Origin of the sequence: Eggerthella sp. BIOML-A1 (genome assembly GCF_009875595.1) — a bacterium.
GTDB lineage: Bacteria > Actinomycetota > Coriobacteriia > Coriobacteriales > Eggerthellaceae > Eggerthella > Eggerthella lenta.
The window spans coordinates 228,738-254,874 of record NZ_WWRZ01000003.1 but is presented as its reverse complement, the minus strand read 5'-3'; the positions used below and the strand labels follow the sequence as shown (position 1 = coordinate 254,874).

Annotated in this window: 22 protein-coding genes; 16 read left to right on the top strand and 6 right to left on the bottom strand. The window is 63.6% G+C overall.

Features of this window, described 5'->3' with window-relative positions; translation table 11 throughout:
* The first annotated feature begins 160 nt into the window (after positions 1-160).
* The 4 genes from GT590_RS04600 (at position 161) to GT590_RS04585 (ending at position 5,673) form a co-directional block, all read left to right on the top strand.
* Positions 161-1,645: a LuxR C-terminal-related transcriptional regulator gene (locus tag GT590_RS04600; protein ID WP_114513456.1), complete on the top strand. Its 1,485-nt coding sequence runs from the start codon at positions 161-163 to the stop codon at positions 1,643-1,645.
* 70 nt (positions 1,646-1,715) lie between these two features.
* Positions 1,716-2,075 carry a type II toxin-antitoxin system RelB/DinJ family antitoxin gene (locus GT590_RS04595; protein WP_021410089.1) on the top strand — a complete coding sequence of 120 codons (360 nt, stop codon included), beginning with the start codon at positions 1,716-1,718 and terminating at the stop codon, positions 2,073-2,075.
* A gap of 177 nt (positions 2,076-2,252) precedes the next feature.
* A complete protein-coding gene (locus tag GT590_RS04590) occupies positions 2,253-4,343 on the top strand; it encodes a glutamine synthetase III (RefSeq protein WP_009305965.1) in 2,091 nt (696 codons plus the stop codon).
* Positions 4,344-4,563: 220 nt separating this feature from the next.
* Positions 4,564-5,673, top strand: coding sequence for an ATP-binding protein (locus tag GT590_RS04585; protein WP_035584232.1), 1,110 nt, complete (start codon positions 4,564-4,566; stop codon positions 5,671-5,673).
* A 20-nt stretch (positions 5,674-5,693) separates the two neighbouring features.
* On the opposite strand, the gene GT590_RS04580 is transcribed toward GT590_RS04585, so the two are convergent.
* The 3 genes from GT590_RS04580 to GT590_RS04570 all read right to left on the bottom strand — a co-directional run bounded on the left by GT590_RS04580 (position 5,694) and on the right by GT590_RS04570 (position 9,047).
* Complete coding sequence (locus GT590_RS04580; protein ID WP_035584229.1) at positions 5,694-6,971, bottom strand: MFS transporter; 1,278 nt, start codon at positions 6,969-6,971, stop codon at positions 5,694-5,696.
* Between the two features lie 70 nt (positions 6,972-7,041).
* Positions 7,042-8,340 (bottom strand): cell wall metabolism sensor histidine kinase WalK, encoded by a 1,299-nt coding sequence (locus tag GT590_RS04575; RefSeq protein ID WP_009305969.1) that lies wholly within the window; start codon positions 8,338-8,340, stop codon positions 7,042-7,044.
* A complete protein-coding gene (locus tag GT590_RS04570) occupies positions 8,334-9,047 on the bottom strand; it encodes a response regulator transcription factor (RefSeq protein WP_009305970.1) in 714 nt (237 codons plus the stop codon). The genes GT590_RS04575 and GT590_RS04570 overlap by 7 nt, the downstream gene beginning before the upstream one ends.
* A 196-nt stretch (positions 9,048-9,243) precedes the next feature.
* Between GT590_RS04570 and GT590_RS04565 the strand changes: the two genes are divergently transcribed.
* The 3 genes from GT590_RS04565 (at position 9,244) to GT590_RS14665 (ending at position 13,175) form a co-directional block, all read left to right on the top strand.
* Positions 9,244-10,185, top strand: a complete 942-nt coding sequence (locus GT590_RS04565; protein WP_114558051.1) for a polyphosphate polymerase domain-containing protein — start codon at positions 9,244-9,246, stop codon at positions 10,183-10,185.
* Between the two features lie 51 nt (positions 10,186-10,236).
* Positions 10,237-10,932, top strand: a complete 696-nt coding sequence (locus tag GT590_RS04560) for a DUF4956 domain-containing protein (protein ID WP_114551918.1) — start codon at positions 10,237-10,239, stop codon at positions 10,930-10,932.
* A gap of 182 nt (positions 10,933-11,114) precedes the next feature.
* Entirely contained in the window at positions 11,115-13,175 is a 2,061-nt protein-coding gene (locus GT590_RS14665) for a carbohydrate-binding domain-containing protein (protein ID WP_256185505.1), read from the top strand.
* 614 nt (positions 13,176-13,789) lie between these two features.
* Here the strand turns inward: GT590_RS14665 and GT590_RS04550 are convergent.
* Positions 13,790-15,178, bottom strand: a complete 1,389-nt coding sequence (locus tag GT590_RS04550) for a helix-turn-helix domain-containing protein (protein ID WP_158539333.1) — start codon at positions 15,176-15,178, stop codon at positions 13,790-13,792.
* A gap of 291 nt (positions 15,179-15,469) precedes the next feature.
* Here GT590_RS04550 and GT590_RS04545 point away from each other — a divergent pair, with 291 nt between their 5' ends.
* From GT590_RS04545 to GT590_RS04535, 3 genes are all read left to right on the top strand, one after another.
* A complete protein-coding gene (locus GT590_RS04545; protein WP_009305975.1) occupies positions 15,470-16,393 on the top strand; it encodes a branched-chain amino acid transaminase in 924 nt (307 codons plus the stop codon).
* A gap of 88 nt (positions 16,394-16,481) precedes the next feature.
* Positions 16,482-18,065: a citramalate synthase gene (gene cimA / locus GT590_RS04540; RefSeq protein WP_086415007.1), complete on the top strand. Its 1,584-nt coding sequence runs from the start codon at positions 16,482-16,484 to the stop codon at positions 18,063-18,065.
* A gap of 1 nt (position 18,066) precedes the next feature.
* The gene (locus GT590_RS04535; RefSeq protein ID WP_009607988.1) at positions 18,067-18,369 is read left to right on the top strand and encodes a YerC/YecD family TrpR-related protein; all 303 of its coding nucleotides are present in this window, start codon (positions 18,067-18,069) and stop codon (positions 18,367-18,369) included.
* A 451-nt stretch (positions 18,370-18,820) separates the two neighbouring features.
* On the opposite strand, the gene GT590_RS04530 is transcribed toward GT590_RS04535, so the two are convergent.
* Positions 18,821-19,792 carry a hypothetical protein gene (locus tag GT590_RS04530; RefSeq protein WP_009305980.1) on the bottom strand — a complete coding sequence of 324 codons (972 nt, stop codon included), beginning with the start codon at positions 19,790-19,792 and terminating at the stop codon, positions 18,821-18,823.
* Between the two features lie 216 nt (positions 19,793-20,008).
* Between GT590_RS04530 and GT590_RS04525 the strand changes: the two genes are divergently transcribed.
* The 6 genes from GT590_RS04525 (at position 20,009) to GT590_RS04500 (ending at position 25,483) form a co-directional block, all read left to right on the top strand.
* Positions 20,009-20,971, top strand: coding sequence for a DUF5692 family protein (locus tag GT590_RS04525; RefSeq protein WP_009305981.1), 963 nt, complete (start codon positions 20,009-20,011; stop codon positions 20,969-20,971).
* Positions 20,972-21,046: 75 nt separating this feature from the next.
* Positions 21,047-21,724, top strand: a complete 678-nt coding sequence (locus tag GT590_RS04520) for a TetR/AcrR family transcriptional regulator (RefSeq protein WP_035584220.1) — start codon at positions 21,047-21,049, stop codon at positions 21,722-21,724.
* Between the two features lie 199 nt (positions 21,725-21,923).
* Positions 21,924-23,006: a C40 family peptidase gene (locus tag GT590_RS04515; protein ID WP_009305983.1), complete on the top strand. Its 1,083-nt coding sequence runs from the start codon at positions 21,924-21,926 to the stop codon at positions 23,004-23,006.
* Between the two features lie 13 nt (positions 23,007-23,019).
* Entirely contained in the window at positions 23,020-23,580 is a 561-nt protein-coding gene (locus GT590_RS04510; RefSeq protein WP_086415005.1) for an NAD(P)H-dependent oxidoreductase, read from the top strand.
* A gap of 83 nt (positions 23,581-23,663) precedes the next feature.
* Complete coding sequence (locus GT590_RS04505) at positions 23,664-24,941, top strand: HD-GYP domain-containing protein (RefSeq protein ID WP_009608177.1); 1,278 nt, start codon at positions 23,664-23,666, stop codon at positions 24,939-24,941.
* Positions 24,938-25,483 carry a cysteine hydrolase family protein gene (locus GT590_RS04500; RefSeq protein WP_015759955.1) on the top strand — a complete coding sequence of 182 codons (546 nt, stop codon included), beginning with the start codon at positions 24,938-24,940 and terminating at the stop codon, positions 25,481-25,483. The genes GT590_RS04505 and GT590_RS04500 overlap by 4 nt, the downstream gene beginning before the upstream one ends.
* Before the next feature lie 30 nt (positions 25,484-25,513).
* On the opposite strand, the gene GT590_RS04495 is transcribed toward GT590_RS04500, so the two are convergent.
* On the bottom strand, positions 25,514-26,131 hold the full coding sequence (locus tag GT590_RS04495) for an NUDIX hydrolase (protein WP_086415004.1): 618 nt from the start codon (positions 26,129-26,131) through the stop codon (positions 25,514-25,516).
* Between the last annotated feature and the right edge of the window lie 6 nt (positions 26,132-26,137).

Genomic DNA, 26,137 nt, shown 5'->3' with positions numbered 1-26,137 from the left:
ACAGCATGGCAAACGACGGGTCGAGCCGCATCTGACGAAACGGTAGATTTTTGCATTTTCCCAGGTGAGCATCAATTGTTGTCGCGTCCTGACGAGCATGCATGCGGTAGGATACCCGTAAGCGATCTGATGGGCATGCGCGAGGCTGGGGAGGGGGCGCATGATGCGCGCAAACAACATGAGGGTGGTTTTAGGCTCGGCGCTGCTGTGGGCGTGGGGGTTTCTCTGCTTTCTCAGCCCGGCGCTGTTTCCCGAGCGCGGCGGTCTCGATGCGAGCATCGGCTTGGAGTACGGGTTCTTCGCGTCGCAGGCCTCGGTGCTGGTATGCGCCGGCGTCGTGGTGCTTGTGTCGCGCTGGCGGCGCTTCATCGTGAAGCGTGGGGCGTTCTTCGTCGCGGCGCTGCTGGTTGCGCTGACTACGCTTGTGCTGACGTGGGCGGTGCGCGCGGATGCGCTGGCCGTGATCGTGGCTTGCGGGGTGATTGACGGCGGTGCCGTCATGCTGCTGGGCGTGGCGTGGGGCGCCCGCTACTCGCTGGGCTCTCAGCGCATGCGCTCGCTCGTGGTGCTGTCGTTCCTGGTGGCGTATCTGCTGTACCTCGTGGTGGCGCAGATTCCCGGTCCGACGAGCATCGCGCTCGTCTGCGCGCTGCCCCTGGCGTCTTGGGCCTTGTGGCGCAGCGATGCGGTCATGCGCCATGAGCTGTCGTCGGAGGTGTTCCCCTCGCGTGCGGCGGCCGGGGAAGCCGCGACGCCCGGCGAGTTGATGGCCGGCTCGTGGGAGGCGCGCGTGCTTCCGTGGCGTGCCGTCAGCGTGCTGATCGCGGCCACGTTCATCGGCAACCTCATGGCGTCGGTGCTGATGGGGCGCTCGTATGCGGGTGTGGACAGCCTGTTCTTCGGCGGCATCGTGGTGTGTGCGAGCATCGCGACCATGATGCTCGTGCCCCTGACCGCGCGCCGCGCGTCGATTTCGGTTGACGGTGTGTACCGCATCACTGTCACGTTCACGGCGGTGGGGCTTGTCGCCATCATGGTGTTTGGGACGGCGGCCGTGCCCGTGGGCGGAGCGCTCGTGCAGGGCAGCGCGTTCTTCCTCCAGGTGCTCGTGTTCCTCGTCATCACCCAGAGCACGCAGGAGCTGGGACTGTCGCCGCTGCTGTCGTTCAGCGTGGGGCAGGGGCTCGTTTCGGGAGTGGTGTTTGCCGGCAACGTAGTGGGCAAGCAGGTGTACGCCCTGTTCGGTTCCGGCGATTTCGTGCTGGACGTGATGTGCGGCCTGGGGCTGCTGGCGTTGTTCTTCATGCTGGTGCGGCGTGCGGGCGAAGCAGAATCGGCAGGCGTGCGCCCCTCGGCCGACTCGCCGGCGCTCGTCGAGCCCTCGGGCGACCCGGGCGAGCCTGTGGCCGCCGATCCGGAGTCCGTCGTGCTCGAGCGCGCGACTCGTTTCGCGCAGAGCTACGGCCTGACGAATCGCGAGACCGAGGTGCTGGGCTATTTGGCGCGCGGCCGGACGCTTCCCTACATCGCCGACGCCCTGTTCGTGACCACCGGTACGGTGAAGACCCACACTACCCACATCTACCGCAAGCTCGATGTGAACTCCCGCCAAGAACTCCTCGACCAACTGGACGCGTTCGGGTAGGGAGAGTTCTTGCGATCTACGACGTTTCCCTCAATACTGTAGTACATGTAATACGTCGAAGGGAGGCGCGATGGAGTCGGTTATGACCGTGCGGTTGAACGGCGATATGAAGGAGCGCGCTGCCGCGATCATGCGGCGTGAAGGCTACACGCCGTCCTCGGCCGTCAGGCGCCTGTTCGAATACACCGTGAAACACGACGGCCTTCCTTTCGAGAAGAGCGAGAAGCCCGATAGGGACGAGTTGCGCCGTCGCATCGAGGCGTTCGATCAGGTGCACACGAAGCGCCCCTTGACGATGTCCGACGAAGAGCTGCGGGAAGCGCGTTTGAAGGATCGCTATGGAGCGTCGCCAGTCGAAGCCATCACTCCCGAAGAGCTGTTCGCCCGTCTGCGCGAGCAGGGCTTGGACTACGAAGAAGTGGAGTGGTAGCAAAGAAAGCCTGCCATTCCCGAAAACTTCTTGAAACATTTCGCCGTTAGTTTGATTACGGCGTATTGATCATGCGGTTTGACCTGCGGCCGTGCTATCGTATGCGGGTGGTTCATCCGCGCGCGTCGCGGGAGGCCGCGCACCGCCTTGAACGCAACGAGTAAGGAGCTCATTCTCATGGCGAAGGTTTCGGAAATCTACGGCTCGATGGTATTCAACGAGCATACGATGCAGGAGCGTCTGCCGTCTGCCACGTACAAGAGCCTGATCAAAACCATGAAAGAGGGCAAGCCCCTCGAGATCGAGGTAGCGAACGTCGTGGCCCACGCCATGAAGGAATGGGCCATCGAGAAGGGCGCCACCCACTTCACGCATTGGTTCCAGCCCCTGACCGGCATCACGTCGGAGAAGCACGACAGTTTCCTCGACCCGTGCAGCGACGGCCGCGCCATCATGAGCTTCTCCGGAAAAGAGCTGATCCAGGGCGAGCCCGATGCCTCCAGCTTCCCGTCCGGGGGGCTCCGCGCCACCTTCGAGGCCCGCGGCTACACCGCCTGGGATCCCACCTCCTACGCCTTCATCAAAGACGAGGTGCTGTGCATCCCGACGGCATTCTGCTCCTACACCGGCGAGGCTCTCGACAAGAAGACGCCGCTTTTGCGCTCGATGAGCGCGGTGGAGGAGCAGGCCAACCGCGTGCTGGCCCTGTTCGGCGAGCCGCGTCAGCGCATCGTGCCCACGCTGGGCGCCGAGCAGGAATACTTCCTCGTGTCCGAGAAGGCCTATGCCAAGCGCCAGGATCTCATCATGACGGGCCGCACCCTGTTCGGTTACGCCCCCTGCAAGGGCCAGGAGCTCGACGAGCATTACTTCGGCGCCATCCGCCCCACCGTCAACGAGTTCATGAAGGAACTGGACAACGAGCTGTGGGCGCTCGGCGTGCCGGCTCGCACGAAGCACAACGAGGTGGCTCCGGCGCAGCACGAGCTGGCTCCCATCTTCACGAACGTGAATCGCGGCGTGGACGAGAACCTTCTCACCATGGAGAAGATGCGCCTGCTGGCCAGCCATCACGGCCTCGTGTGCCTGCAACATGAAAAGCCGTTCGAGGGCATCAACGGCTCGGGCAAGCACAACAACTGGTCGCTGTCTGCCGGCAAGAAGAACCTGTTCGACCCCGGCGAGAGCCCCATGGACAATCTGCGCTTCCTCGTGTTCCTCGCGGGCGTCATCCAGGCGGTAGATGACTACCAGGAGCTGCTGCGCATGTCGGTGGCGTCCGCGGGCAACGATCATCGCCTCGGCGCCGACGAGGCGCCGCCGGCCATCATCTCCATCTTCCTGGGCGATGAGCTGGACGCCATCGTGGACGCGCTTATCGACGACCACGAGTACACGAACGCCGAGAAGGTCGCCATGGATCTGGGCGTGGCCGTGCTGCCGAACTTCCTCAAGGACAACACCGACCGCAACCGCACCTCGCCGTTCGCGTTCACCGGCAACAAGTTCGAGTTCCGCATGCCCGGCTCGGGCGTGAACCTGTCGGATTGCAACATGATCCTGAACACGGCCATGGCGAAGAGCCTCAAGGACTTCGCCGACGCGATGGAGGGCAAGGCCGGCGAGGAATTCGAAGCCGCCGCCATCGATTACATCCGCGACGTGCTGACGGCGCACCAGCGCATCATCTTCAACGGCAACGGCTATTCGGAAGAATGGACGCGGGAGGCGGAGCGCCGCGGCCTGGCGAACCATCCTACGACGGCCGACGCCCTGCCGTGCTTCGTCGAACCGAAGAGCATCGCGCTGTTCGAGGAGTTCGGCGTGCTCACGGAAACCGAAGTGCGCAGCCGCTACGAGGTGAAGCTGGAGAAGTACAACAAGCTGCTGAACATCGAGGCGCGCACGATGAAGCGCATGGTGCGCCGCGCCTACCTGCCCGCCATCAACAGCTACGCCGCCGAGGTGGCCGGCCACATCAACGCCATCCGGTCGGCTTGCGCCGGTGCCGACACCGACCAGCAGGAAGAGCTGCTGCGCCGTTTGCTGCTGGGCATCAAGGAGATCGACACGCAGCTGCGCGCCCTGGGCAAGCTGCACCACGAGACGCTGGAGATCGAGAGCGAGCAGGAGAAGGCGAACACCTACGCGCACGAGGTCATCCCCGTCATGGACAGGCTGCGCGCCGCCGTCGACGGGCTCGAAGTCCTCGTCGATCGCGACCACTGGCCCGTTCCCACGTACAACGACATCCTGTTCTACGTGTAAGCGAAACGCTTCCAGCGGCCCCGGCTATGCCGGGGCCGCTTGCATGTTCGCCCGAAAAACACGCTTTCGGGCATGATTCCGTGTTTTTCGGGCGAACATGCCTGTCGGCGCGCTTCGCCTTTTCTGCCAGCAATGTCAAATATTGCTCTTGCAAAGTGAAAGAAAGTGAAAGAAAATGAAAGAATAGTAAAGGATGCAAAAGGAGTGAAAGGAAAACGAGATGTCTGCTCGCATACGGAACCCCTTCACTCCGAGCTTCGGCCAGATTCCTCTGTACATGGCCGGTCGTGATCTCGTCATCGACGAAATAATGCGCGCCTTCGAAAACGGCGTAGGTGATCCGAACCTGTCGACCATACTTATCGGTGCGAGGGGATCCGGCAAAACCGCATTGATGTCGCTGCTTGCGCATGAGGCGCAGGGTTTCGGGTGGCTTTCGGTCAATGTTTCTGCACTTCCGGGTATGCTTGAGGACATTGCCCAGCAGGCGAAAGCCGTTGCTTCCAGCATAGTGTCCGTTTCCTCGCATGCGAAGATCAAAAGCGTTGGGGTTCCCCAAATTCTCGATATAGAATGGGAGAGGGATGCGGTCGAGCAGCCGAATTGGCGCATGCGCATGAGCGCGATTCTCGAAGGGCTGAACGCTTCCGATGTCGGTCTTCTTATCACGGTCGACGAAGTGCGAGCAGATCTTGATGAATTGATTCAGCTTGTTTCCGTGCATCAGCATTTTATTCGGGAGGGGCGAAAAGTCGCTCTGCTGCTGGCGGGATTGCCCGGCGAGGTGTCTTCGTTACTTCAGGATAGATCGGTTTCTTTTTTCAGACGCGCATGTCAACATCATCTCGGCCGCATAGAGGATTACGAAATTGCGCTCGCCATGAAGCGCACTATAGAAGACTCGGGGAAACGCATCGAGGAGCGCGCGCTCGATCAGGCCGTTCGGACGATTGGTGGGTTTCCTTTCATGATGCAGCTTGTCGGTTATCGCTCGTGGCAGGAAGCCGGTTTGAAGGACGTGGTAGGGAACGAGGAGGTTGAGCACGGTGTGCAGGCGGCTTGGCACGATATGCGGACGCGCGTGCTGGATGCGACGTTCAACGAGCTGTCGGATGGTGATGTTCGCTTTCTTGCGGCGATGCTCGATGACGATGGGTCGAGTCGGCTTTCCGACATTGCGGAGCGAATGGGGGTAAGTGGCAATTACGCGGCTCAGTATAGAAGGCGGCTCATCGAGCGCGGCGTCATCGGGCCGCGCGGCAGGGGCAAGGTGGCTTTCGAGCTGCCTGGTATGAGGGATTTCCTGAGTGATCAGGTAGTGGATTTCTGATATGCGGAAGCCGCAGCCGCCTATCGCTCTTGTGGGGCAAGGTCGTTGTCGGAGGCAGCGGCGGGTTCGCTCCCTGCATCCTTGATGCCCCTGAGCGGCACGTTCGAGCGCAGCAGAGCCTCCCAGCCGGCGATGGCGACGCCCATCGAACCGACGATGATGGCGCCCACGCCCACCACGTAGTTCGGCCACGGCAGTACGGCGGCAAGCATGCCGACGCAGCCGATGGCGGTGTGCGCGAAGTTGATCAGCGACGACGCAGCTCCGGTATCGCCTTCCTGCTGCGACAGCAGGACGTTGGTGCTGTACGGCCGAACGGCAGCCTCCGTCAGCGCGAAGGCAAGGAACGTGATGCAGAACAGCTGCGGGCTCGCTTGGCCCACGGCCAGCATGGCCGCGCCGGACGCCAGCGCGATGCCCAGCAGGATGCTGGTGAACCGCCGCGCGGACATGAACCGCGAGGCCGCAAGCCAGATGAACGGCCCCGCAGCCGTCAGCAGCGCGGCGAACGCGAAGTACATGCTGTACTCCAGCTCGGTCAGCCCGAAGAACGTGATGTACACGTACGAACCGACGGCGATGTACGCCATGAACGGCAGGTTGTACAGCCCGACGATGCCCAGGAACGCCGAGAACCCCTTGTTGCGCGCCACCGCGCCCAGCTGCTTCACGCTTCCCAGCACGGTGCCCTCGTAGCGTTCGCCGGAGGGAAGCGTCTCGTCGAACAGCAGCGCCAGCCCGGCGCATAGAAGGCCGATGCCCGCCAGCACCCAGAACGTCATGCGCCAGTCGGCGACCTGCAGGATGAGCGCGCCCGCCACCGGCGCCAGCACGGGCCCTACCACGAACATCACCTGCACGACGGACAGCAGAGCCTCGCGCCGTTCGGGAACGACGGCGTCCTTCACCACCGCCGTGGACACCGCGCTCACCGCCCCGGCGCCCAAGGCTTGCAGGATGCGCGTGGCGATGAGCATGACGATGTCCACTGACAGCGCGCATAAAGCGCTGGCCAGCGCATACGTGAGAATGCCCGCCAGCAGCATGGGTTTGCGTCCGTAGCGGTCGCTTGCGGGCCCGAACGCCAGCAGCCCGACGGCGAAGAACAGGAAGTAGCCCACCAGCGTGAGGTTCACCATGCTCTCCGACGTGTTGAAATGCTCGGTCATGTGCGGGACGGCCGGCGTGTACATGTCCAGCGAAAGCGGCGTGACCAGCGACGTGATGACCAGCAGCACGATGAGCCCCAGCGGCCCCAACCGCCGTTGAGGCCGTGCGAGCCACGAGTGTAGTGCCATGTGCGAGATCTCCTTGCGAAGCAGGTGTGTCCAGGTTGAGCTTCCAGTATAGAAGACTTCGCCAGCGTCGTCAGGCGGGCAAGGTGGGCAGCGTGAGGGTGAACGTGGTGCCGCGCTCGTCGTCGCTGGCGGCAGCGAGGTTGCCGCCGTGCTCCTCGGCGATGGCGTGCGCGATGGCCAGCCCCAGGCCGTAGCCGCTGTCGTCGCGCGTGCGCGCCTTGTCGGCGCGGTAGAAGCGGTCGAACACGTGGGGGAGATCCTCGGGCGCGATGGCGAAGCCGGTGTTGTGCACCGCCAGCTCGATGCGGCGCACGCTTTGGCGCAGCGATACGTTCACGCTGCCGCCGTCGTCGGCGTACTTGCATGCGTTGTCCAGCAGCGTGCCCACCAGCTTGCGCAGCCTCATCGCATTGCCGCGCACCATGACGCTCTCGTCCAGCTGCGATTGCAAATCGACGGCGCGCTCGAACGCCACGGACTCGAACTGCAGCAGCTCGCCTTCCACCAGGTCGGTGAGGTCGAGCCGCTCCATGGGCGGCGGCGCGGCGCCCTCGTCGACCTGCGCGAGCAGCAACAGGTCGCCTACCAGGCCCTGCATCTGCTGCGCTTCGTGCTGAGTGCTCTCGATCCACTGGCTCTGGCTGGCGATGCTGCGCTCGGGATGCTCCAGCAGGATGGACGTGTTCGCGAGGATCACGGTGAGGGGCGTCTTCAAATCGTGCGAAGCGTCGGCTACGAACCGGCGCTGCTGGCGCCATGCGCGATCCACTGGCGCCAGCGCCCACCGCGAGAAGAACATGCTGATCACGAAGAACGCAGCCAACGCCGCCGCGCCCACGCCCGCCAGTGTGACGGCCAGGGTCTGCCAGCCGCTTGCGGCGCTCATGTCCGCGAACGCGAGGTACGCGGCGCCTCCCACGGTGCGCTTCTCGTAGAACAGCCCTAGGCCGTCCAGGCTGCCGGAGCCGTCGGGCTGATCGGCCAGCGCGGCCGCGGCCTGCGCCAGCACGTCGTCGGCGATGGACGCCGTAGTGCGCGTTTGAACGGCTGCCAGCGAGCCGTCGGCCTCCACCGAGAACACCGCTACGGGAATGGCGGGATCCGATCCGCCGCGCTTGCCGCCGATCTCGGGGGGCATTCCGTTTGCACGGGCGGCGTCCGCTGGCACCTGGGCGCCGGGCTGGGTGCCGCTCGACGGGCCGCCGCCCGCGTCGCCTGCGTGGGCAAGAGCAGCGTCGAGCGTCTCGTGCACGCGCGCGACGCTCTGCTGGTAGTCGATGACGCAGATGGCGGTGAACACCACGGCCAACACCACGGCAACGGTGGCCATGTTGAGCGCGATGAACTTGACGCGCAGCTTCTTCAGCATGGAAGGCCCGCGCTTTCCGAGGCGTCGTCGGGCGCGGCATCGGCCACGAACCGGTAGCCCGCGCGCCGCAGCGTCTCGATGCGCGCCGTCGATCCCAGGAACTTCATCTTCTTGCGCAGAAACGACACGTAGGCCTCCACGTTGTTGTCTTCGGCGCTCGACTCCACGCCCCACACCTTCGCGATGAGCATGTCCTTCGACACCACCTGCCCGGCGTTCGCCATGAGCACCTTGGCCAGCGAGAACTCCTTGTAGCTGAGGTGTATGGACTTCGACCCGCACGCCAGGTCGTAGCTTTCCAGGTTCAGCACGAGGTCGCCGGCGGCCAGCTTCTCGAACAGCACTTCGCCCTGGCGGCGCGTGAGCGCGCGCAGGTGAGCCAGCAGCTCGGCGGGCGCGAACGGCTTGGTCATGTAGTCGTCGGCGCCGCTGTCGAGGCCGGTGATCTTGTCGGGCACGGCGTCGCGCGCGGTGAGCAGCAGCACCGGCACGCTGATGCTTTTGCGGCGCAGCTGGGCCACCACGGCGAAGCCGTCCATCTTCGGCAGCATCACGTCGAGGATGATCACGTCGTAGTCGCCGCATTCGGCGTAGGCGAGGCCGGAGGCACCGTCGTGCACGACGTCCGTCTGGTAGCCGTTCTCGGCGAGTATGTGCGCCAGCGCCTGCGCCAGGCGCACGTCGTCTTCAACGATGAGGACTTGCATGGCGACCTGCTTTCTTTCGCGCGTCCTAGCTTCCATTGTACCGTCAGACCTGAAAAGCGTCTGAAAGAAACAGGCGAAGGCCCTTTTCGCGAGCGTGTTGCTTCTGCGCGAGCGCTCGGGCGGAGGCAGGCCCTTTCAGGGAACTTTCAGGCAGCGCGGCTAGGATGCGGTGTCTGATGGAAAGGACCGGTATCCCATGACAACGTTCACCGACGTATTCGAACGCAAGGAAGTGAAGTACCGCCTGGATGCGCGCCAGCACCGCGCGATGGCAGCCACGCTGCGCGGTCGCATGGCACCCGACGCGTTCGGCCGGACGCGCATCGTCAGCCGCTACTTCGACACGCCCGAGCGCGCGCTCATCGAGCGGTCGCTGGACAAGCCGCTGTACAAGGAGAAGCTGCGCTTGCGCAGCTACGGGTCGTCGCAGGCCGACGACCGCGTGTTCGTGGAGATCAAGAAGAAGTACAAGGGCATCGTGTACAAGCGCCGGGTAGGCTGCTCGTTGGCTGCGGCCGAAGCCTATCTGGGCGGAACGCCGTACGAGCAGGCTTGCATGCGATTCCCGCTTCCCGATCCGGCGATGGCCGCCGAGTCGCTGTCGCCGCGCAGCGCGCAGATCGCCCGCGAGATCGACGAGTTCATTGCGCGGTACCGGCCTCTGCGGCCTTCGATGCTCATCGAGTGCGAGCGCGTTGCGTACGCATCGATCGCGACGATCGCCGCGGCGGCAGGCGACGGCGCAACCGGCTTGCGCGCGCTGACCGACGTGCCGGACGACCTGCGCATCACCTTCGATACCCGCATCGTCTACGGCGACCTGTTCGCGGCGCGTCCCGACGCCGCGCATCCGCTGCTGCCCGTCGGCGACGCGGTGATGGAGATCAAGTCGTCCGGCCCGTTTCCGCTGTGGCTCGTTCGCGCGCTCGATGCGTGCGAGGCCTACCCGACGTCGTTCTCGAAGTACGGGGAAGCGTACCGGGCGTGCGCGGCCGCTCATCGCGCCGCGCCGTCGTTTGCGACAGCGCGCGCGTCTCAAGCGGCCGCCGAGCAGAAGGCCGAGCGGTTCGCCGCGGCGTTGCGCGGCCGCCGCCCTCGTCGCTTCCGTGCGCCGTCGCACACGCCTACGCGCTGCTGAGGTGCCTGACCGTTCGAAAATCCCTCCCTCTCTACCCGAAAGGAACCAATTGTGCTCGATACTGCATTGACCTCGATATTCGGATCGACGGAATCGCTCGTTGCGGGCGTGTCCACCGTTGATTTCCTGCTGTGCTGCCTCGCGTCCATCGTGCTGGGCGCGGCGGTGGCGCTCATCTACATGTTCCGCCACACGTACTCGAAGAACTTCGTGGTGACGCTGGCGCTGCTGCCGCTCATCGTGCAGATGGTGATCACGCTGGTGAACGGCAACCTGGGCGCAGGCATCGCGGTGATGGGCGTGTTCAACCTCGTGCGCTTCCGTTCCATCCCCGGCAGCGCGAAGGACATCGGCAGCGTGTTTCTGGCCATGGCCATCGGCCTGGCCACGGGCATGGGCTTCATCGTGCTGGCCGTGCTGTTCACCATCATCGTGGCTTTCGTAAACGTGGGCTACGTGCTGTCGCCCTTCGGCAAGCAGAAAGAGCCGGAGAAGACGCTGAAAATCACCATCCCCGACGACTTGGAGTACGACGGCGTGTTCGACGACGTGCTGAAGCGCTATACCGACGAGCATGAGCTGACGATGGTGCAAACCACCAACATGGGAAGCTTGTTTCTGCTGGAATATGCGGTGCGGATGAAGCAGCCGGGAACGGAGAAGCGCATGATCGACGAACTGCGCTGTCGTAACGGCAACTTGAAGATCACCTGCGGGCGCGCTGCTGCGAGTAAGGATGTGCTGTAATGGAGGGGGCGAAAGCAATCTTGTTGCGACTTTTCCGGAGGGCGCGTGGGGCGATGCCCAGTCGCTCAGACAGTCCTCGCTGCGCTGTGGCGCCGCGCAGCAAGTCCCCGAAGGGGAAACTCGCTTGGTGGGCATCGCCCCACGCGCCTGGTCGAAAGGCGGCCGCGGTTGCGCTTTCTTTCGTGTTGGTAGCGGGGGTTGGCTCCCTGGCGGGGTGCTCGTCGGATCTGGGGGGCGGGGAGTCGGCTGTTGGGGCGGCCGTTGATGGGGGTGGGGGGTCGGACTCTTCCGGGTCTGCTTCCGACTCTGGCGAGGCTGCTTCGTTTGCCGAGGTTGCGGCGGCTTTCGACGCGTCGGCGCTCGATCTCGACTACAGCAAGCGCGATACGGATGCTTCTTACGACGATGCTTCCGCCGTGCATATCGTGCTGGGCGGGGGGTCGGCCAGCGTGGAGGGCGATGGCGCGACGGTTGACGGCTCCACGGTGACCATCACGGCCGAGGGCGTCTACGTGGTGTCGGGCTCGCTCGACGACGGGCAGCTGGCGGTGGAGGCGCCTGAGGACGCGAAGGTGCAGATCGTCCTTGCGGGCGCGACCATTCACAACGAGGACGGGCCCGCCGTGTACGTGAAGCAGGCCGACAAGTGCTTCATCACGCTGGCCGACGGGACGCAGAACGCGCTGACCGACGGTGCGGAATACGTGCTCGAAGACGGCTCCGACGAGCCGTACGCCACGCTGTTCAGCCGTGCCGACCTCACGTTGAACGGAACGGGAGCCTTGACGGTGACCAGCGCGTACCGCCATGCGGTGTGCTCGAAGGACGACCTTGTGATCACGGGTGGAACCTACGTGGTGAATGCCGTAGAGGACGCGTTGCGCGGCCGCGACTGCGTCAAGATCGCGGACGGCGACTTCACGCTGATCGCGGGCGGCGATGGCATCAAATCGAACAAGGACACGAAAGCCACGAAGGGATTCGTGTCCATCGACGGCGGCACGTTCGTCATCGAGGCCGGCGACGACGGCATCCAGGCGCAAACCTACCTGCGTATCGCGGGCGGCGACATCTCCATCGCTGCGGTGGACGACGCGCTGCACTCCAACCTCGAGGGCCTGCTGGCGGGCGGCACGCTCGATATCGAAGCGGGCGACGATGCCTTCCATGCCGAGACGAAGCTCGTCATCGACGACGGCGCGGTGAACGTGAAGGCGTGCTACGAGGGCTACGAAGCCGAGAAGCTGTACATCAACGGTGGCGACACCCATATCGTGGCCAGCGACGACGCCATCAATGCGGCCGCCGCCGATCTCGGCGACGACGATGCCGACGCTGCGGCCGATGCGTCGGCCGAGGCGCCCGGCTACGAGGGCGGGACGCTGCCCGACAGCATGGAGGCGCCTGAAGGTGCTCCCGACGGGATGACGCCTCCGGACGGGGTGAACGGCGTGGGCGGCGAAGCTCCCGAACTGCCCGAAGGCGCGAAGTCTCCCGATGCTACGGGCGGCACGCCGCCGTCCGGCGCTCCGCAGCGAGACGGCGAGGGCGCCAACGAGCGCGAGCTCAACGGCGGCGCGCCCGACAACGCGTTCGCCGAAGGCGGCGCGGGCGGCATGGGCATGGGCGACGAGAACTGCCTCATCCAGATCAACGGCGGCTACACCGTGCTCGACGCTCAAGGCGATGGGGTGGACAGCAACGGCTCGGTGGAGATCACGGGCGGCGTGCTGCTGGTCTGCGGCTCCACGAGCAACGGCGACGGAGCGTTCGACTACGATCTGACGGCGACGGTGACCGGCGGAACGGTGCTCATGGTGGGCTCCACCGGCATGGCGCAGAACTTCACCAGCGGAGAGCAGCCTTTCGCGTTCGCCGCGGTCAGCGGCTCGGCCGGCCAAAACGTGGCCGTCGTAGACTCCGACGGCACGGTGGTCGCCTCGTTCACGGCGGCCAAGCAGTTCGGCATGGTGCTGGCCACCAGCCCCGCGTTCGTCGAAGGCGGCACGTATTCGCTGGTCATCGGAGGCACCGTGACCGGCGCGAACGCCGACGGCTACACCGACTCCGGCACGGTGGAGGGCGGCTCCACCACCGAGATCGCCGCGTCAACCACCGCATCCGGCGGCATGGGCGGCCTCGGCGCAGGAGGCGGCGGCATGTCCGCCGGCCAAGGCGGCGACGTCCAGCGCGGCATGCGCGGCGGCGCGGGTAGCGGCTTCGGCGGCGGAGCGGCGGCGTAGCCAGCACCCGTTCCAGCGGCGGCCCCGACGGAGTGTTCGTCGAGGTCGCCGTTTTTGGCGCGAGGTCGTCGGTCTGCCTCCTCGATTCTGGCACGAATTTACGGGTATGGCACAGATTTTGCAGCAAGAGTAAGGCCGTGAATTGCAAGCAATAGCAAAACGCCTGGTCGCGAAAACGTCTCCGCCCAATTTCCCCAATCGCTTCTGCCCAAACCGTAAATTTGTGCCAGATTTTTCAAGGTCGAACCGTTGGTAGCCGATTGCATTTGTCGTTCGCAGGTGTGTGAAATTCAGGAACAGCTGGCTCTTTGTCTGCGTTATCGCATATCGCTGGCCCATCTCTAGTAGTGCGGGATTTCGGAAATCCCGTGGGTTAGCCTTCGAACATCATGGCTTCGCGCATATCTGTTGCGTGATCGATTCGATGTGGTTTCGGGCCACCACCAGCAAGGCGATTATCGCCGCCGTCGAAGATGCCATGAGCAAGACGTAGGCCTATTCCGCGATAATCTTACGATCGGAACCTGCAAGGGCGTCGAAGCGGGCTTGCAGGTTCCGACCATGCATCCGCATCCTGGGCTTCGCCTCATGGTTCCGATCTCCTTGCGGAAGCGTTATCGTCCGGGAAACAGCAGCCGGCGTTCTGCGGCCAGATCGTTCACCGTTTCTATCTGCTTGGCGGTCTGACGTTGGACGGCTTCGATGAAGCGCTCGTCAAGCTGGGCGTTGAGACTCAACACGTCAGCTATGTCATCGAGGAACCCGTCGAGTGAGGACGAATCGTACCACGACAGGTCCTCCACGAGCGCCAGCTGCTGAGAAGGATAGGGGCGAAACGGATGGGCCTCCCACAAGTAGCGCCCATGCTCCAGCTCGTCCGTGGTCGCGCGGCTGTAAAACCCGCATCCGTTGTCGAACAGGGGTGCCACCCGATACCGATCGAGGGTTTCCACCTCGCGCATCAAACCGAAATTGTGCGTATGGCGGTCGAAGTTCGCCATAAGATGGTCGGCAACGATCATCTTGCTCACGGCGCGTCCGAGGTTCGACACGCCCAGCGCTTGCCCGGCTTCAAGGTATCCGCGATGGAGGTCGCGCCCCTCCGTCACTCCGAAGGCGGTAAGCACGTCGGCTGCGGGGATGAGCTCGGTTTCGGACGTTACGAAGGTTGGGCACGTCGAATAGGCGCGCCCGTGCCGCTCGGTCAGCGAGTATGCAACGAAGTCTTCATCGTCCAGGAGCCGTGCGAGCAGCTTGGTTGCCAACAGCTCGTTGTACGGCTCGCGGTTCTCGTTGCCCGTTCCGCTTTTCACCAGGAGGTTCGTTCCGTCGCGGTGAATCCATGTCTTCGACAGCATGCCAGGCGTGGCGGTGTCGGGCGAGTGGGTTATGCGGGCGGTCGAGGTTCCTGCAGGGGCAGAGCCGCCGAGCAAGGTTTCGCCCAGCGCTTCTTCGTAACCGTTTTCGAAGTAATTGACGTCATGCCAGTCCACGTCGATGTCAACGGGCTTGAACCAATACTGATCGGACAGATTGAGTCCCCAGGAATCGAACATGAGGTCGATGCCATGTCGGGCTGCCAGCTCGCGCAACACGGGGGCGAGGTTCGGACGCATGTCGGGAATGGAGCGTGAGGCGATCCATGCAGCTAAATCGTATCGGTTCGGCGTTCGCTCTCGAAGGCCGATGCCTAATGGCTTCCAGGCGATTCCTTCGCGCGGCACGATATCGGCCGTTTCGCGCGTGCGTCGGTTGTACACGAAATCGAGCACCGGATGGTTGCGATTCATCAGCGTGAACGGGGCGAGGTTGCGCTCGTTCTTCTCGTTCATCTTCGGGCGGCCTGCGGTTCTGCCCCGCTCGGCTCGCTCGTGGACGGAGCGCTCGTCAAGCATCCAAGATCGTCCGAACCGCTGGGCCTCGAGATCTCCAGACGCTATAAGCGCGTTCACGCGCCTCATGCTGATGCCCAAACGCTGCGCCGCTTCCTTGGTCGTGTACATGGCTCCTCCCATCCGTTCATTTCCTAAAATTATACCAAACAAAGAATAAATAATTCTCAGATGCTGTAGAAAAAATATTCCTTAATCGGAACATTTTCTGGAGGTGCCTGACGGTCGTATGGAACACTTGCGCGGTTTTGTCCCGAAGGATTTGCTCCTTTCGTCGAATCGGTGACCCTTCGCCGGAAAGCTTCGCGCGCTTTAGCCGATTGGAGTACAATGGGCGAACGAATAAGGAACGAACCCGCACGTCAGGCTGGGGCCGGGCGCCATGCAAGAAGGGATGCGAACATGGCAGACATCACCGAAGTGGATTACATCTGGAAGAACGGGGAGATGATCCCCTGGGCCGAGGCTACCACGCATGTCTTGTCCCACTCGCTGCATTACGGCTCCGGCGTGTTCGAGGGCATCCGCTGCTATCAGAATCCCGAGACGAAGAAGAGCTACGTCTTCCGTCTGCGCGACCATATGGAGCGCCTGCATCGCAGCTGCAAGATCTCTCTGATCGACCTGCCGTACTCGGTGGACGAACTGTGCGACGCGACGATCGAGCTTATCCGCAAGAACAACCTGCCGTCGTGCTACATCCGTCCGATCGTGTACCGCGGCTACGGCGTGATGGGCGTCGATCCCACCGGCGCCCCCACCGACGTGGCTATCGCCGTGTGGCCGTGGGACACCTACCTGGGAGACGGTGCACTCGACAACGGCGTGGCCGTGGGCGTGTCGTCGTGGCGCCAGCGTACGAACAACTCCATTCCGCCTGCGGTTAAAGCCACCGCTTCCTACATGAACTCTATCCTGGCTAAGCTCGAGGCGAAAGAGCACGGCTATGTTGAGGCCATCATGCTGAACGAGGCGGGGCTCGTGTGCGAGGGCACCGGCGAGAACCTCTTCGTCGTGCGCGACGGCATCTTGTCCACGCCGCCGCTGTCCGACGGACTGCTGGAGGGCATCACGCGCGACACGGTGCTGTGCCTGGCCGACGACCTGGAGATCCCCGCCATCGAGGAAAGCCTCACGCGCAGCGACCTCTACATCGCCGACGAGGTGTTCATGACCGGCTCCGCCGCCGAGCTCACGCCCATCGGCAGCGTCGACGGCCGTGTGGTGGGCAAGCCGGGCGAGATCACTCGCTTGCTGCAGGATCGTTTCTTCGCCGTCTGCTATGGCAACATCGAAGAGTACTCGGAATGGTTGACTGAGATCTAAGTCATAGTTTGGTATGTCGCGAAGCCCCCACCGTCCGCTGCTTGCGGCCGGCCGGAGGGCTTCGCTTTTTGAGCGAAGGAGCGCCTCTGTGAATCGAATCCTCACGTATGACAGCACGCTGCGAGACGGAGAGCAGTGCGAGGGCATCACGTTGTCGCTTGAGGACAAGCTGCGCATTGTCGAGCGCTTGGACGCGTTCGGCGTCGATTTCATCGAGGGCGGGTTTCCGGCATCGAACCCGAAGGACATCGCGTTCTTCCAGCGCGTGCAGGAGATGCCGCTTAAGCATGCGCGCATCGCGGCGTTCGGCTCAACGTGCAAGAAGGACGTCGCCGCCGAGGACGACCGCGGGCTGGCCGACCTCGTGGCCAGCGGCGCCCCGGTGGTCACCATCGTGGGCAAGACGTGGGACGAGCAGGTCACGCGCGCGCTGTTGACCACGCTCGACGAGAACCTGCGCATGATCCGCGATTCCGTGGCCTACCTCAAGGCGCAGGGTCTCACGGTGGTGTTCGACGCCGAACACTTCTTCGACGGCTACAAGGCGAACGCCGACTACGCGATGGCGTGCGCGCGCGCGGCAAGCGAGGCGGGCGCCGACTCCATCGACCTATGCGAGACGAACGGCGGCGCGCTGCCTCACGAGGTGGAGGCCGTCGTGGCCGCGGTCGCGCGCGAGCTGCCCGGCCAGCAGCTGGGCATCCACTGCCACAACGATTCGGGCTGCGCTGTGGCGAACTCGCTTGCCGCTGTGCGCGCCGGCGCAACTCAGGTGCAGGGCACGGTGAACGGGTTCGGCGAACGCGTGGGCAATACCGACCTGCTCACCGTCATCGCCGATCTCGAGCTGAAGATGGGCTGTACCTGCGTGGGCGAGGAGCGGCTGCGCGATCTGACCAGCGTGGCGCAGTTCGTGGCCGAGACGTGCAACCTATCGGTGCCGAACCACCATCCCTACACGGGCGCGTCGGCGTTCGCGCACAAGGGCGGCCTGCACGCCAGCGCCATCGCGCGCTTCCCCGAGGCCTACGAGCACACGCGTCCCGAGGCGGTGGGCAACACGCAGCGCATGCTGGTCAGCGAGCTGGCCGGCAAGGCATCGCTCATCGCGAAGGCGAAGAACTTGGGCATCGATCTGGCCCAGCACCCCGACAAGACGCAGGAGATCCTCGACGACATCAAGCGCCGCGAGGCGGTGGGCTACTCCTACGAGGTGGCCGACGGCTCGCTTGCGCTGCTGCTGCAATGGCATCTCGGCGCGTACCGGCCGCACTTCACGCTGGAGAGCTTCCGCGTCATCGTGGACGACCACGAGGACACCGGCGCGCTGGCGAAGGACGCCATGTCGGAAGCCACCATCAAGATCCACGTGGGCGACCAGCGCTTCGTGGCCACGGGCGAGGGCGCAGGCCCCGTCGGCGCGCTCGACAACGCTCTGCGCATGGCCATCGTGGCGTTCTACCCCGAAGTGGCCGACATCGAGCTGGTTGACTACAAGGTGCGCATCCTCGACGAGAACGTGGGCACCGACGCCATCACGCGAGTCGTCATCACCACGCGAGACAAGCGCGGCAGCTGGGGTACGGTGGGCGTGTCGGAGAACATCATCGAAGCATCATGGAATGCGCTGGTCGACTCGATCGAGTACGGCCTGATGCGGATTGGGGAGTAGCATGAGCGATCTCAGAACGCCCGAAGTCGAAGACCTCCTGCGCGTGTTCGCGGCGCTTGACGACGAAGACGTGATCTTCTCCCTGCTGGAGGACTTGTTCACCATTCGCGAGATCAAGGAAACGTCCCAGCGCCTGGCCGTTGCGCGCCAGTTGGATGCCGGCAAGTCCTACTCCGCCATCGAAGAGGCCACCGGCGCGTCGGCCACCACCATCGCCCGCGTGTCGAAGTGTCTGAGCTACGGTGCCGGCGGCTACAACGCCGCCCTGAACGCCCTAGACGACGCCGAGAAGAAGCGCCGCTAGCGCGGTCGCCTGCTTCCGGAATCCTGCCGCAAGCTCGATTCTGCCCGGTTCCCGTCACGGATCGCCTCACGCATTCGGCAACCAGGTGAACTCGGGCCGCGAGGCCGCGAACAACGTCGCGGAGTTCCTGAAGGCGTAAACCCACCCTCTTCCGAAGCTGGGGCGCGGAATCCCTCCCTCCCCGCCGTCGTCCCGGCTTCGGAATTCTGCATTTGGGCGCAAACGGGCACCCATGACAATTTTGCGAGCAGAAAAGAGCCCCAGGCGGCGGAAGGATTTTCTGTCACCTGGGGTTTCTCTAGTTGCTCTGCGGGGGCGGCCGCCGTTTCGCCCTCCCGGATTGTCATGGGTGCCCGTTTGCGCCCACGACATGGGATTGCTGCGTCGGATTGTCATGGGTGCCGTTTTGCGTCCATGACATGGAACCTTGCGGCGCGCGGAATGGCTCGCGTCACCCGGCGACGGGCGCCGCGTCCTCGTCCGGCCTTGCGGGCGGTTTCGCGGCGCTTCCGTCGCTCGACCCGCTCGCCGGCAGCGCCACGGGATCGCCGTACTCGTCGATCGTCCCGTTCGCACGGCCCTCGATGTAGGCTGTGCGCGCCTTGCCGCGCCTAAACGTCACGGGCGCCTTCCCCGAGCTCAGCTGGTAGCAGTACCAGAACACGAACGGGATGCCGATGATGCCGTTCGCCATGCCCCACCAGTACATTACGTCGGGGCTGAACCATGCAGCCGAGTTCATGATGGTGGGGAACAGCAGCGGGAAGCAGCTGCGCAGCAAGAGGTGCGCGCCCAGCGTGTAGATGCGCCCGGTGATGTACAGCTCGGGACGGCGCATGATGATGGGGTACAGCTCGGCCGCAGCCAGGATGCAGCAGGTGGACGCGAAGAACTCGTGTCCTTCGGCGTACACGAAGCACGCGTTCCACGTGGTGTACAGGAAGTTCCACATGGGGACGGTGTAGGACAGGATCTCGCCGTGGCTGGACGTGTCGTACTTCCAGTACTTGTCGCCGAACGGCATGGTGACGCACAGGATGAAGCCGGCCAGCGCGTTCATCATGTTGCCCATCTGCATGTCGCGCAGCGTGGCCTCGGCAATGTTGCAGAACACGATGCCGTACAGCGTCCAGCGCACCCAGCGTTTGCGCATGAGCCGCCAGAACGGCGTGTCCTTCTGCTGCACGGCGGCGATGCGGCCCAGACCTGCGAAGATGAGCGGCAGGATGACGGAGAGGTTTTTCGCCCACCGGAACCAATCGTCTCCGGGGATGTTGATGATCCATAGCGGAATGGTGACGAGCGACACCACCCACACCCACATGGACGTTCGATAGTGCCGTCGCATGAACTCGGTCAGCAGCATGAGCAGAACGGTGTACACGACCATCGATATGGGAGTGATCCAGACGGGCACGGTCATGAGAAACCCCTTTCCCCAGGTAGCGCTATTATTGTCAGTCTATCATCGGGGGTGGTGCCGCTTCTTTCACAAACGACCTCTTGATGTGAAAGACTTCCACGCCCGAGCTTCGTATACTCGCTTCAAGGCGCTGTGCGTCGTCGATGGGACGAGGGCCATGTGTCCGAACTGCCGCCAGGCAACGGCGGGAAACGAGGGAGCGAAGGGGGCTTCATCATGGGTATTCTGTACCAAGCGGCCGACCCGCTGTACTGGGTCATTTGGCTGTTCATTTTGTTCGCGCTTATGGCGTTCAACGAGTTGGGACGCACGTCGCTGTGGGCAGGCATCGCGCTGTTCGCGGTTGTTCCCATCGTGCTGACCGTCTTCGTGTGGCCCATCACGGCGGCTCCCGGCAACGAGTACGGCACGGGCACGTGGTTCAACTGGGTGAAGACATATTCGGCACTTGCCGGCTGCTTGGGCTTCATGGCGCTGCGCTTCGTGAAGTGGCGCGGCGCGGACGGCACGACGCACCACCTGTACGAGAAGCGCTGGGCGCTGTGCTTTCCGCCGCTCATCCTGGCCGTCAACATCGCCGAGGCCGTCGTTCGCGACTTCCAGGTGTTCAGCTTCGGCCTGTGGCAAGGCGGCGTGGTCGAGAACCTGTGGACTATGTCGGGTCCCTGGAACATCATGAACGGCATTGCCGGTATCCTCAACATCGTCACCATCTGCGGCTGGTTCGGCATCTTCATCTCGAAGGATTCGTCGAAGGACATGATCTGGCCCGACATGATCTGGGCGTGGATCATCGCCTACGACCTGTGGAACTTCGCCTATACGTACAACTGCATCTCCGACCACTCGGCCTACGCCGGCCTCGCGCTGCTGCTGGCGTGCACTATCCCCACGTTCTTCATCAAGAAGGGCGCCTGGTTGCAGCATCGCGCGCAGACGCTGGCGCTGTGGATCATGTTCGTGATGACCGTTCCGCAGTTCGCCGATGTGCTGGCGCCCATTCCCACCACGCACAACCCTACGGCGTTCTTCGCGGTCAGCTTCCTGGCGCTTGCGTCGAACGTGGCGTTGGCGGCGTACCAGTTCCGTAAGATCCGCAAGCTCAAGTTGAACCCGCTTAAGGACGAGCTGTACGCCGACACGAAGTCGTATCAGGAGCTCGAAGAGGCAAACCGCTAGAGAACCCCGTATAATGGACGCCAAGCGTAATCGTTGCGCGCGGCGTCCATGCGCGCCTGAACGCAGGAGGGCGCGATGCGGCTCGACAAAGAGAATCAGGGAATCCGCCCGCCGGGGCGCGAGCGTTCTGCGGTCGAAAGCAGGAGGCTCGGCGGCCCGGCGGGCGAGATCATGCTGGCGGCGCGCACGTTGTTCGAACGGCGCGGGGTGGGGAAGACCACGGTGAAGGACATCGCCGCCGAGGCGAACGTCACGCGCGAGCTGGTGTACTACTACTTCGAGAACAAGCAAGCCGTCATCGATGCGGTCATCGATGATTATGTGGAGGACCTCGTGGAAAGCGTGCTCGTGTGGAACGAGTCGCGCGTGTTCGGCGACACGGCAGGGTCGCTGCGGTCGTGCATCGCGGCGTTTCGCCGTGCACTGTACGACGCGAACGGGCTTCGGCCCATGATTCGCGTGTTGGAGGAGCTGGGCGTGCGCGATGCCTTCGACGTGCGCGCGGTGCGCGAGACGGTGGATTGCCTGAGCGGTCGGGTGCTGGTCGAATACGCTGAGTACCATCAGGTGGAGATCGAATTCGTATACGAGATGTTCTGCGTGGTGATCTTCGGGCTGGTAGGCCTCGTGAAGATCGACCCCGACATCAGCGACGAGGCTCTCATGAAGGTGGTGGAGCAGACGCTGCACCTCGACATGGAGCCGCTTGCGCTGGATGCCTCGGCCAAGCGGCAGGACAGCGCATCGGTTTAGACACCTCCCCTGTTCTTTTAGATGACGCCAAAATCGTGTATTCATCTGCGACTACGTTCAGCGCGTGGAGATCGCGTGACCGTTACCCGGTCGTGCTATAGTTGTTGCGAATTCGTTGTTCGCTGCGGTGCCGAATCGTCAAAACACGAGCATGAGAGTCAAGCATGAGGCATACGCGGCGGATTCGAGGAGGTTTTGCATGACTGATTTCACGCGCGGCCTCGATCGCCGCACGTTTATATTTGGCGCGGCTGCCCTGGGTGCGGCCACGCTGTTACGGCCGACGCTCGCTTTTGCCGAGCCCACGTCCGCAGACAAGTTCGCCGAGGCCGATTCCGTTCGCGCTCGCATCAACGAGATGCAGGAGCAGCTGACCATCGCCGGTGAGAACTATTACAAAGCGCTCGACGAGCACGAAGCGGCCGTCCAAGCCGTTGCCGACGCTCAGGCGCGCATCGACGAAGCGAACGCCCAGATCGCCGAGTTGCAGGACAAGCTGAGCAAGCGGGCGCGCAGTATGTATCGCAGCGGCCAGACCACGGCGCTCGACGTCATCTTGGGAGCCACGACGTTCGAGGAATTCGCCACAAGCTGGGATTTGCTGAACGATATCAACGACAACGATGCCGCGATGGTGCAGCAGACGAAAGACCTGCGCGCCGAGGTGGAGGCGGCGAAGATCGAACTCGAAAAGCAAGAGCGTATCGCTGCCGAAAAAGCCGAAGAGGCGGCGCGCATCAAAGCTGAGGCAGAGCAGACCATCCAAACGCTGGAAGCCACGCTGCAACAGCTTGACGCCGAGGCTCAGGCGCTGCTGGTCCAGGAACAGGAAGCGGCACGTGCTGCCGAAGCTGCCGCTGCGGCAGCCGAGGTCAAGCGCACGTACGCCTACAGCACGCCGAGCGCGTCCATCCCGTCCCAGGGCTCGGTGGTGGACTACGCGCTGTCGCGCATCGGCTGCCCCTACGTGTGGGGTGCCGCCGGTCCGAACGAATTCGACTGCTCCGGATTGGTGACGTGGGCATACGCTCAAGTGGGTATTTCGGTGCCCCATCAGACCGAGTCGATGTACTATGCCGCCGCCGCGCGTTTGCCGGTCTCCGAAGCGCAACCCGGCGATGTGCTGTGGATCAGCTACGGCGACGGGTACAACGGACATGCTGGCATCGCCTGCAATGCCGGGGGCACGCACTACGTTCACGCCCCCACGTTTGGCGCGCGCGTGCGCGATACCGATCCGCTGAGCTGGGCCGGGTTTACGCATGCGCTCCGATTCGCATAAGAAGGAGAACCAAGTGACCACGCTGTTTGTGAACGCGTGCATGCGCGGCGAGGCATCGCGCACGCTCGCGCTGTGCCGCGAATATCTGGAGCGCTTCGACGACGTCGTGGAGGTTGACGTTGCGGCGCTCGATCTCAAGCCGTTCGACGCCGATCGTGTGGCGTACCGTACGGAGAAGCAGAGGGCAGGGGAGTGGGACGATCCCATTTTCAGCCTATCGCGCCAGTTCGCGGAAGCCGACGACATCGTCATCGGTGTGCCGTACTGGGATCTTTCGTTTCCGGCTGCGTTTAAAACGTACCTTGAACATGTCAGCGTGTGCGAGTTGACGTTCCATTACACCGAGGACGCGCGCTGCGAGGGCATCTGCAAAGCGAAGCGCATCACGTACATCACCACGTGCGGCGGCTTCGTAGAGGGTGCAAACTTCGGTTACGAGTACATCGTTGGCATCGCCAAGATGTTCGGCATTCCCGAAGTCCGCTTCGTGGCGGCCGAGGGGCTGGACATCGTGGGCATCGACATCCAGGAGCAGATGGACAAGGCTCGTGCCCAGATGGCGAAACTCGATTGAGCGAGTCCGGCAAAACCTATGCAGGGGGACCGACGGTTTCTCGTCGGTCCCGATTTTCGCATCCAGAGGGGTTCGATGACGGCTTGTCCATCATCGCGGTATCCATTATGGTGCAGCGCGCTCTCAACTGCGTGGATCCTCGACTTGTCGACCACGGGTTGCGGGTGGCCGCGGTGCTCGATGCCATGCTGGAAGCGAAGGGCGTGACCGATCCAACGCAGCGCCGCGCAGCGTACCTCGTGGCGTTGCTGCACGATGTAGGCGCCTATCGCACGGAGGAAATCGACCGTATGGTGGCGTTTGAAACGGAAAGCGTGTGGGAGCACTCGTTTTACGGATATCTGTTCTTCAAAGAGCTTACGCCGCTCGGCGCCTATGCGGACGTGATCCTGTACCACCACCTGCCTTACGATCGGTTCACCGACCAAGATCCGTACGTAAAATTCCTGGCCGGGGCCGTGCATGTGGCCGACCGGGTGGACGTGTTGCTGCTGGAGCGTCCTCAAGCGGATGTCGTCGAGGTAGAGCGTCTGCTGGCTGCATCGCGACCTGGCGCGTTCTCGCCCGAGGCGGTCGCCCTGTTTTTCGAGGCGCAGCGGCGTTTCGACGTGCTCGCTCGTCTGAGGAGCGGTGTGAAACAGCCTGACCGCTCGCATATCGTGGACGATCCGGACGGTACCGGTTCGGCGTCTTCGTTCCTCGACATGCTCGTGCATGTCATCGATTTTCGCAGCCGGCATACCGTCACCCATACGGTGACCACGGCATGGGTTGCCTATGAGTTGGCGTTGCGCCTGATCGGCGACCAGCGCGCGGCTGCTCGCGTGTACACGAGCGCGCTTGTGCACGATGTGGGCAAAATCGGCATTCCGCTGTCCATTTTGGAGAAGCCGGGGAAGCTCGATGACGAGGAAATGAAGGTCATGCGGACGCACGTGGAGCTGACCGAGGATATTCTCGAGGGTTGCATAGAGCCCGTGCTGTTGCAGGCGGCTGCCCGCCATCACGAGAAACTCGACGGATCGGGATATCCGCGCGGTCTTCATGCGGCTGAATTGTCCATGCCCGACCGCATCATAGCCGTGGCCGACATCGTGAGCGCGCTTGTGGGCACGCGTAGCTACAAGAAGGCGTATCCTAAGGAGAAGGTGCTCGAGCTGCTGGCCTGGCACGTCGAGACCGGCAAGATCGATTGCATCGTGGTCGAGACCATGACGCGCGACTACGATGCCATCATGTTGTCGGTCGCCGCAGCGTGCCAGCCAGTGGCTGCCGCGTATGAGCGCGTGCAGAGCGCTTATGCGCTGATGCTGGGAAAACTGAAAAGGTGGCAAGCTGAAAACGAGGGGAGAAGCGCATGAAGCGCCTGTTGATCGTAGTGGACTATCAGAACGATTTCGTGGACGGATCGCTGGGCTTTCCCGGTGCCGAGCTTCTGGAGGAGCCCATAGCCGCGAAAATCGAAGAGTACCGCAGCGCGGCCGACGTGATCGCGTTCACGTTCGACACACATCGTTGCGACTATTTGGAAACCCAGGAAGGGCGCAACCTGCCGGTGGAGCACTGCATCGAGGGCGCGCCCGGACACGCGCTGTACGGGCGCATCGCCGAGCTCATCCGTCCGACGGACGAGGTGTTCGAGAAGCCTTCGTTCGGTTCGGCAGACTTGTTCGAATGGTTGCGCGCAGCGCAGCCGCCGTTCAAGAGCATCGAGCTGGTGGGCCTCGTGTCCAACATCTGCGTGATCTCGAACGCCGTGCTGGCGAAAGCGGCCTGCCCCGAGGTGCCCGTCATCGTGGACGCCGCCTGCACCGCTTCGTTCGACGACTCCCTCAACGAGAAGGCCCTCGACGTGCTGGAGGGCCTGCAGGTCCAAGTGACCAACCGGGTTTCGGCGGCCTAGCGGCCTGTTGAAGGCCTGAGCCCGGTTCGGCTAGCGGCGGCGGGCGAAGGCTTCCAGCACGAGCTGGGCGCGGGTGCCGATGGGGGTTTCGTTCTCCGCGAGGAAACGGGGGACGTCGGCGATGGGCAGCAAGAACGGCTCGATGAACTCCGCCGGCTCAGGCTGCGCGTCGGCCACCTTCTCCACCTGGGCGAACACGACGTGCACGGTTTCGTCGGTGAGGCCGGTGGACGAGTAACCCGCTTGCGGCAGCGGGTCGAGCGCGGGCGCGTCGGCGTCGGCATAGGCGCGCAGGGCGTAGCCCGTCTCTTCGCGCAGTTCGCGGTCGACGCAGGTTGCGAGGTCCTCGCCCGGCTCCATGAGGCCGGCCGGGAACGCGATGCACCAGCTGTTCAGCGGATAGCGGAACTCGCGGATGAGCAGCAGCTCGCCCGTGGCGGTTTGCGGCACGATGCACACGGCGTCGGCCGCGCACGCCCGACCTACGGCATTGCCTTCCAGCTCGGCGCGGTAGGCTTCGAGGCTCTTGCGCGACGCGCTTTCGTATTCGTACGTCGAGCCGTCGGGCATAGTGTAGGCCAGCATGTACTTCTTGATCCATCCGTCGGAAACCTGGCGGATGTTGGAAAGCTGGGGAACGGCTTGCATGGGAAA